General features: G+C 54.0%; 9 protein-coding genes and 1 pseudogene. 3 read left to right on the forward strand and 7 right to left on the reverse strand.

The genetic code is table 11. From position 1 onward, the window contains the following. A pseudogene (locus Q0277_RS07495) lies at positions 1–825 on the forward strand (hypothetical protein); the annotation flags it as partial. Between the two features lie 33 nt (positions 826–858). Here Q0277_RS07495 and Q0277_RS07500 read toward each other — a convergent pair. The 7 genes from Q0277_RS07500 to aroQ all read right to left on the reverse strand — a co-directional run bounded on the left by Q0277_RS07500 (position 859) and on the right by aroQ (position 5789). After that, positions 859–1617, reverse strand: coding sequence for a lysophospholipid acyltransferase family protein (locus Q0277_RS07500; RefSeq protein ID WP_021796585.1), 759 nt, complete (start codon positions 1615–1617; stop codon positions 859–861). Further along, positions 1617–1817 carry a hypothetical protein gene (locus Q0277_RS07505; protein WP_297996948.1) on the reverse strand — a complete coding sequence of 67 codons (201 nt, stop codon included), beginning with the start codon at positions 1815–1817 and terminating at the stop codon, positions 1617–1619. Before Q0277_RS07505 ends, Q0277_RS07500 begins: the two co-directional genes overlap by 1 nt. Further along, complete coding sequence (locus tag Q0277_RS07510) at positions 1814–2419, reverse strand: TIGR00730 family Rossman fold protein (protein WP_297996950.1); 606 nt, start codon at positions 2417–2419, stop codon at positions 1814–1816. The genes Q0277_RS07505 and Q0277_RS07510 overlap by 4 nt, the downstream gene beginning before the upstream one ends. Before the next feature lie 115 nt (positions 2420–2534). Further along, positions 2535–3752, reverse strand: a complete 1218-nt coding sequence (locus Q0277_RS07515) for a P-loop NTPase (protein ID WP_297996951.1) — start codon at positions 3750–3752, stop codon at positions 2535–2537. Next, complete coding sequence (folK, locus tag Q0277_RS07520) at positions 3734–4270, reverse strand: 2-amino-4-hydroxy-6-hydroxymethyldihydropteridine diphosphokinase (protein ID WP_297996953.1); 537 nt, start codon at positions 4268–4270, stop codon at positions 3734–3736. Before folK ends, Q0277_RS07515 begins: the two co-directional genes overlap by 19 nt. Positions 4271–4275: 5 nt before the next feature. After that, positions 4276–5307 (reverse strand): M24 family metallopeptidase, encoded by a 1032-nt coding sequence (locus tag Q0277_RS07525; protein WP_297996955.1) that lies wholly within the window; start codon positions 5305–5307, stop codon positions 4276–4278. Positions 5308–5321: 14 nt separating this feature from the next. Next, on the reverse strand, positions 5322–5789 hold the full coding sequence (aroQ, locus tag Q0277_RS07530) for a type II 3-dehydroquinate dehydratase (RefSeq protein WP_005869936.1): 468 nt from the start codon (positions 5787–5789) through the stop codon (positions 5322–5324). A gap of 173 nt (positions 5790–5962) precedes the next feature. Here aroQ and Q0277_RS07535 point away from each other — a divergent pair, with 173 nt between their 5' ends. Beyond that, positions 5963–7180, forward strand: a complete 1218-nt coding sequence (locus Q0277_RS07535) for a metal-dependent hydrolase (RefSeq protein WP_297996956.1) — start codon at positions 5963–5965, stop codon at positions 7178–7180. Beyond that, positions 7168–7993: signal peptide peptidase SppA (gene sppA / locus Q0277_RS07540; protein WP_297996958.1), on the forward strand; the 826-nt coding region annotated here is incomplete at its 3' end. The genes Q0277_RS07535 and sppA, both read left to right, overlap by 13 nt.

A 7993-nucleotide genomic window follows, 5' to 3' on the forward strand; every position in this document is an offset into this window, starting at 1 on the left:
CCGGCGCGGGCCGACACCGACTCGGGCGGGGCGATCACCGCCCGCTACGAGGCCCTCGGCGGCGCTGACGGCGTCCTGGGCGCCGAGCGGAGCGGCGAGACGTGCGGTACCAGCGATGGCGGCTGTTACCGCTCCTACGAGAACGGCACGATCGTCTGGACGGCCGCCACCGGCGCCCACGAGATCCACGGCGACTTCCTGGCCCAGTGGCGCCAGAGCGGCTCGGAGGACGGCTCACTGGGCTACCCGGTGACGGGCATCAGCTGCACGCTCATCCAGAACGGCTGCTTCCAGCGGTTCCAGCGCGGCTCGATCGTCCGCGACGGCGCGGCCGGCGCGACGTGGGGCGCGCACATTCTCCGGGGTGCGATCGGCGCCCGGTGGGACGCGACCGGTCAGGCCAGGGGCTATCTCGGCTATCCGAGGAGCGACGAGAGCTGCGGCCAGGACAACGGCACGGTCGGCTGCGTCCAGTTCTTCAGCTTCGGTCTGATCGAGTGGACACCGGCCACCGGTGCCCACTCCGTCCACCACGAGATCGAGCGCAAGTGGGAGGACGAGGGCGCCGAGGACGGCTACCTCGGCCTTCCGGTCAGCGAGGCGGAGGTCGGCGCCGGGACGATGACGATGACCCAGTACTTCCAGGGCGGGGCGATCCACCTCACGGCGGCGGACGCCCTCCTCGTCGTGCGGGGCGCAGTCTACGAGGCCTGGTCGGCCGCGGGTGCCCTCGAGGGCGACTACGGTGCGCCCGTGGGCGACGCGCGGTGCGACGCGTCTGGGACCTGCACCCAGGAGTTCGAGCACGGCACCATCACGCGCTAGATCGGGCGGCGATGCCCGCGGTGCGGGGCGGCCTCAGTGCTTCCCCCCGTCCGACCTGCGGGCCCGCTCGATCGCCGCCAAGTGCATCATCTCGGCCTGGGTGGGCATGCCGTAGGCCCTCGCCACACCGTCGTGCATCTCGATGATCTTGCGGCGCACCCGCTCGGAGAACTCGTGGGCGATCTCGCCCGGCTCGGCGGTCATCGGGGCCCCGTAGACGACGTGCACGTCGGGGCGGCCGGGCAGCCAGCGCTTCTCGGTGGGCGGCCACGCCGCCCACGAGCCGACCAGCGCCACGGGGACGACCGGCACGTTGTGGGCGATCGCCAGGGCCGCGGTGCCGGGTTTGAAACGCCCCATGCCGCCTGTACGGGACCGGGTGCCCTCGGGGAAGATGAGCAGCGAGACGCCCGCGTCGAGCAGCTCGCCCGACATACCCCGGTGGTTCCGGCCCTTGTTGCGGGCCCGGTCGACGGGGAAGGCGTTCATGAGCAGCTGGGTGCCCATCGCCGTGTACCACTTGGTGAAGAAGTAGTCGGCCGCTGCACCGGTGGCCAGTTCCTTGGTGAGCCGACTCGGCATCGTGAGCATGATGAGCGGGCCGTCGAAGTGGCCCGAGTGGTTCGGGGTGACCAGGAACGGGGCCCGCAGGTCGTCGAGGTGCTCCAGGCCGTGCACGTGCGCCTTGACGGCGCGGTCGAGCACCGGCTTGATGAGGGCGTAGCGCACGGAGTCGCGGGCGATGGCCGCCACCGTCGACTTGTAGAGCCGCGGGTTGCGTCCGAAGTTCATCAGCGGGCCCCCTGCCTGTCATGGCCGCTGCGAACCTTACTCGCCACGAGCCGGGACAGCCCGACAGGGCCGTGCCTCAGTGCCCAGGCGGCCGCCCTCCAGATGGCCTTCGGCGTGACCTGCACCCGGCCCGCGTCTTGCAGCAGCTTCGCGCACATCGAGCTATCCACGCCGCCGCTTATCGCGACTAAAATTTTCATTCGTTCTCCTTACGTCGCACATCTGCCAAAATTTCATCCACGCTGTCGCAGAGCATGAAATTTTGCAGATCGCTTTCGTTTATCGCACCAGATTTTAGCAGTGAAGTGCGGAAAAACTCCATCAAAGGCGCGTAAAATTCCTCGTCGTAAAGATAGATCTGTGCGCGCTTAAAGCCCGTCTGCACCAGCACTAAAATTTCAAAAAACTCATCCAGCGTCCCAAATCCGCCCGGAAAGATGACGAAAATTTCGCTGTTTTCGATGAGAGCGCCTTTGCGTGGTGCAAATGCTGAAAATTTCGCCCCCTGCGTCAAAAAGCCGTTGCTTTTTTGCTCAAACGGCAGCATGATGTTAAAGCCCACGCTGTGCGTCCTTGCCCTCGCAAATGCGCCTCGGTTGGCGCCTTGCATAATGCCGCCTCCTCCTCCGGTGATGATCGAGTATCCTAAATCAGCGAGCCCTTCGCAAAGTTTTTGCGCGTCTTTTACGTAGCGGTTATCCTCGCTAAAGCGCGCCGAGCCGAAGATCGTGGCGCTTTTGCCCACGTTTTTGAGATTGTCGCGGGCAATTTTGATGTCTTTTAAAATTTCTTTCAACTGCATGATTAATCTATCTTTTATGTATATTATTTAAAATTTTAGCTTTAAGAATAGCATTAAATTTTTAAAATTCCGTTTAAAATAGTAGAATTTACGTGATTTAAAATCTTGTTGTAAATCATACTAGGTTGCTAAGTTTTCGTAAGAATCCGCCGACGCCGCGGTAAGCGCCCATATCGATCGGCTCGCAACCCTGCTTGCCCAAAAATCGCGAGACGCTCTGTCTAAGCGCGATGGTAGCTGGCGAAAACGGATAGTGCGAGTTAAAAAGCGCGCGATTTTGTGAGCAGACGGCTACTTGTTTGCAAAACGGCACAAAGCCTAGCAATTTAAAGCCCAGCTCGCTTATATTGCGGTGCGCAACCGACTTTAGATTCTCGTAGATCATCACGGCATCATCCTCGCTCGCGGTGAAATTTAGCAAAAACAAAACCTCTTTTTTGCTCGCCCCGAGCGTCTTTAAAAGCGCGTAGGTGTTGCTGATCGAGCAGGGTTCATTCGCGCACAGCACGATATTTTCGTCACCGATGCTCAAAAAATCTCCAAGATACTCAAGCCCCGCATCGATCAAAATAAAATCGAAGATTCCTGCCTCTTTCAGCTCACTTGCGAAGCGAGCGGGGCTTTCGTGAGCATTTGCGTTTGCGGAATTTCCGGCTTTTTCGGAATTTGATGAGCGGGCAGAATTTTTCATTTCATCTTCACTCGCGGAATTTTGAGAATTCTCGTCAGGGATTGAATTTTGCTTGGTGAAATCATCGCTTTTAAAATTTTCTAGGCTTTCTGATTCTGTAAAATTCCATCCATCTTCGCAATTCTGCGGCTTTTTGGCTGCACAATTCGTAGAATTTTTTGTGGCGTTTGCTATTGAATTTAAAGCGGCGGAATTTTCTGAGTTGTTTTTGCCATCAAAGCTCGTGAGTTTTTGCGCGTAATTGTGCGAGCCGCCACTTTCGTCGTCTTGCGAGCCTTGCGCGCTACCTATAAAATTTTGCATGACGTAATCGTCCGCGCTAGAGCTTACGTTTTTGATAGAATTTTGCGCCATAGAATTTGTGCTATTTGTAGAATTTTGTGAAGACGCGGGATTTTGTGAAGCAAGTGCGGGCGAGACGAGCGTTAAATTTTGCGAAATTTTTACCGCAACGGCGCTTGGCAGCGAAATCCTCTTTCTTTGCAAAGCGTTTAAGATGATCTCTTGATTGTTTAAATTTGGTGCTTCTATGATCGCCGTACGGTAGCCCTGCTCGCTTAGAATTTCGGCGAAATTTGCTGCAATCACGCTCTTGCCGACTCCGCCCTTGGCGCTTAAAAAATTTACGATTTTAGTTTGCATATCAGTCCTCTTTTAAATTTCATCTCTCCAAGTGGCAAAATCACGCTTATGCGCTCGCAAACACCCGGATGCGGCAGCATCAGCCGCTCGCAGGCACGCACCTTCGCGCTTGCATATAAAATATCCACGTCCAGCGTGCGCGGCGCGTTTTTGAAGCTTCTTTTGCGTCCAAATCGTAGCTCTGCGCGCTGCATGATTTTGAGTAATGTAAGCGGCGGCAGAGAGCTTTGCACGAGCATTACGGCGTTTAAAAAATCGGGCTGATCTAAAAAGCCGAACGGCTTGTTTTTTAAAATCAACGAATTTTGCGCTACGAAAAAGCGCGTATCGCTTTGTAAAACGCGGTAAAATCGCTCGAAGCGCCGCCTGACGTCCCCTAAATTTCCGCCGAGCCCGAGCAGGTATAAATTTTTAAAATTTCCGCGCTCGCGGCGCCTCATCGGGAAAACTGCGCTTTTTACGACGCATAGCGCGTCCGCGCACTCGTAAAATCCGTTTTTCTTAAGTCGCACATTCATCGGGTCTACTCGCTTAAAATTTCAGCCCCGTTTTCGCGCACGACCACGACATCCTCGATACGCACGCCAAACTCGCCGGGCAAGTAAATCCCAGGCTCCACGCTAAAGACCATACCCTCTTTTAGCACGGTATCTCCGCGCTTTGAGATGAACGGAAGCTCGTGGATATCGACTCCGACGCCGTGTCCCGTGCTGTGGAAAAACGCTTCTCCGTAGCCCTGAGCGGCGATAAAATCCCTAGCCGCCGCGTCGATCTCGCTCGCCTTTTTGCCGGGCATAACCGCCGCGATCGCCAGAGCTTGCGCCTCTTTTACGATCTCGTAAATTTCTTGCCGTTTGGCGTTTTTAAAATTTTGCTCCTTGCCGAAGTTAAAATTTTCGTCAAAGTACGCCGTGCGCGTCCTATCCGAGCAGTAACGGTTAAATTTAACCCCCGCGTCAAGCAGGAGTAAATCGCCATATCGCAAGCGCTTTTTACCGGGCAATGCGTGCGCCTTTGCGGCATTTTCGTTGATCGCGACGATAGGCGAAAAGCTAAGCGCGAGCTCGCCCTTTTTTTTAAAGATAAGCTCGGCGTTAAAAAACAGCTCCTCTTCGCTCATGCCTTCGCCCTCGGCGCGCACGAACGCAGCAAATTCGTCAAATCTTTCCGCACCTAACTGCGCCGCTTGCTTTAAAATTTTTATCTCGTCTTCTGATTTTACTATGCGCGAAATTTGCGAAAAATTCGCCCGCGCCTTAAATCTTACCCCAAGCCCCTTGCTAAGCGCCCCCCACTCGCCCGCGCTAAAATCGTACGGGTTATAAACAAGCTCCTTTACACCCATTTTTCGCAAAAACAGCCGCGTGTCTTTTATCAAATTTCGCTCGACCTCGATCACTTCGGTATCTTTGCAAAGCTCGCGTGCCTCGATGCTATAACGCGCATCGGTGAGGAAAAATTTGCGCCCCGCGAGACTCAAAAATATCGCGTTGTCGCAGCTGTATCCGCACTCGTGGTAAACGGCGTTTTCGTCCTTTAGGATAAAATTTTTCAAATTTAACCCCAAACTTATTTGGCTTTCTGCTCGGCTCTGGCGGCTTTGATCTGCTCAAAAATTTGAATCATTCCGATCATCGCCAGATGGTATCCCACGGGACCGAATCCGATGATCTGACCCGCAGTCACGGGCGCTATTAGACTTTTTTGTCTAAGCTCCTCCCTACGAGCGATGTTTGAGATATGCACCTCGATTACGGGCAGACTGACTGCGGCGAGCGCATCGCGGATAGCGAGCGAAGTGTGCGTGTAGGCGGCGGGATTGATGATGATACCGTCGCAGGTACCGAAGCACTCTTGGATCTTATCGACGATCTCGCCTTCGAAATTACTCTGGAAAAACTCGATCTCGTTGCCGCTCTGATCGGCGACCGCCTTCATCTGCTTATGGATATCCTCCATCTTCATAACCCCGTAAATAGCGGGCTCGCGCATACCAAGCATATTGATATTCGGTCCTTGAATCACCATAATTTTCATTTTTACGTCCTTCTTTTGAAATTTAAGCAAAAATTATAACCAAAGCGAGCTTATTTTTTACTATGGCGCCAAATTTGCCCGCTCAAGCCCAAACGATAAAATTTTATCTCTTAAATTTAGCGCGAAATAGAATTTTATGCTAAAATCACGCGCTGTTTTAGATAAGGAAAACGATGAGAATTTTAAGGGCGAAGTGGGTTCTTGTCTGCGATGAGAATTTTAAAATTTTAAAAGAGGGCGCGATCGTCTTTGATAAAAAGATAATCGAGGTCTGCTCCTTTGCAAGCGCGGCGCGCAAATACCCGCAAGCCGAAATTTTAGACTTTAGCGGCGACATAGCGATGCCTGCGTTTATAAATCCGCACGTGCATTTGGAATTTAGCGCAAACAAAGGCACGCTGCGCTATGGCGATTTTTTGGAGTGGCTAGGCAGCGTCATCGCCTCAAGGCAGCAGCTGGACGCCGCGGCGCGCGGACGGCTGATCGCAGAGCAGATCGCCGCAATGATGCGAAGCGGCGTGGGCACGATCGGCGAAATTTCAAGCTTCGGCGGCGAGGCTGAATCTTGCGCGAAAAGCGGCATTAGAACCGTGTTTTTCAATGAAATTTTAGGCGCGAGCAAGGACGCTACGGCGGAGAATATTTTGAAATTTAAAGAGCGATTTGAGCGCTCAAAGACGCTTGCAAGCTCGCTTTTCATCCCCGCCGTGTCGGTACACTCGCCGTACTCGACGCACCCGCAGATTACGGAGTTTGCGACGAAGCTTGCCCGCGAAAACGGGCTTGCTATAAGCACGCATTTTATGGAGAGTGCTTACGAGCGGCAGTGGCTGCGCGCCGGTCGCGGTAAGCTTAAAACCTGGCTTGCTAAATTTAACCCAATGCCCGCGCCTTTTTACTCGCCACAGAGCTTCGTAGCGCATTTTAGCGGGCTTCGCACGCTTTTTACGCATTGCGTGTGGGTGGATGATTTTAGCATCTTTGATCCGAAGCTCCACTCGATCACGCACTGCGCGCGCTCCAACCGCCTGCTTAGCAAAAAGCGGCTGAGCTTTAAAAAACTGCTCGTAAGCGGGCTTAATTACAACATCGCTACCGACGGGCTTAGCTCGAATTTCAGTCTAAGCTTTTTAGACGAGCTGCGTGCAAATTTAATGATGCACGACGAGCTGGGTTTGGCAGAGCTGGCGCGAGCGCTAATTTTAGGCGCGACAAAAAACGCTGCTGTGGCACTTGGGCTAAATTTGGGCGAGCTGAAAGAGGGTAAGCTCGCCGACATCGCCGTTTTTGAAGGCATTGAGTGCGAGCAGAGCCAGCTGCCGCTACAGCTCATTTTGCAGAGCAAAAACGCAAAATCACTTTTTATCGAAGGAATGAAATGCAATTTCTAAAAAACATCTTTGCGCCGATCGGCGCCGTGCTTGGGTTTATCAACAAATACTTTAAATCCCTGATTTTTCTGCTTATTTTGTTTTTGATTTTTGCAGGCGGCGAAAGTGCGCAACAAAAGGGCGCGAATCTCGCTCAGCTTTCGCTAAGCGGCGCGATAATGGACGATAGCGAAATTTTAGAAAAGATCGAAACTCTGAAAAACGATGAGGCGATTAAGGGAGTGCTTCTACTGATCGACAGCCCCGGCGGCGCGCTGAGCCCGAGCGTGGAAATTTCGCTGGCTATCAAATCCCTAAACTCGCGTAAGCCGGTCGTCGCTTACGCTAAGGGCACGATGGCGAGCGGCAGCTACCTGGGCGGCGTGTGGGCAAGTAAAATTTACGCAAATCCGGGCAGCTTCATCGGCTCTATCGGCGTGATTATGCAGGGCTTAGATGTGAGCGAAGCGGCCGCTAAATTAGGGTTTGCCGAACAGATCGTCAAAGCTGGCGAGCTCAAAGAGGCGGGCACGATGATGCGAAAATGGAGCGACGCGGAGCGCGCGAGCTTGCAAGCTTTAGTGGATGAGAGCTACGAGCTATTCACGCGCGAGGTAGCGCAAGCGCGCTCGCTGGATCTTAGGAAACGCGATACATGGGCGAATGCGCGAGTATTTTTAGCCAGCGGCGCCAAAGGCGTCGGGCTCATCGACGAGGTGGGCTCTTTGGAGGACGCTAAAAGCGCGCTCGTAAAGGCTAGCGGCGTAGCAGATCCGATCTGGCAGGAGCCTTCGGCGTATGAAAAGATGATGGATAAGCTGGCAAATAAAAGCG

Source organism: uncultured Campylobacter sp. (assembly GCF_938030815.1).
Classification (GTDB): domain Bacteria; phylum Campylobacterota; class Campylobacteria; order Campylobacterales; family Campylobacteraceae; genus Campylobacter_B.

Excerpts from the sequence above, each read along its gene's own strand:
- Q0277_RS07515 (WP_297996951.1), bottom strand. The coding sequence starts at position 3,752 with ATGCAAACTAAAATCGTAAATTTTTTAAGCGCCAAGGGCGGAGTCGGC.
- Q0277_RS07535 (WP_297996956.1), top strand. The coding sequence starts at position 5,963 with ATGAGAATTTTAAGGGCGAAGTGGGTTCTTGTCTGCGATGAGAATTTT.
- folK (WP_297996953.1), bottom strand. The coding sequence starts at position 4,270 with ATGAATGTGCGACTTAAGAAAAACGGATTTTACGAGTGCGCGGACGCG.
- Q0277_RS07500 (WP_021796585.1), bottom strand. The coding sequence starts at position 1,617 with ATGAACTTCGGACGCAACCCGCGGCTCTACAAGTCGACGGTGGCGGCC.
- aroQ (WP_005869936.1), bottom strand. The coding sequence starts at position 5,789 with ATGAAAATTATGGTGATTCAAGGACCGAATATCAATATGCTTGGTATG.
- Q0277_RS07505 (WP_297996948.1), bottom strand. The coding sequence starts at position 1,817 with ATGAAAATTTTAGTCGCGATAAGCGGCGGCGTGGATAGCTCGATGTGC.
- Q0277_RS07510 (WP_297996950.1), bottom strand. The coding sequence starts at position 2,419 with ATGCAGTTGAAAGAAATTTTAAAAGACATCAAAATTGCCCGCGACAAT.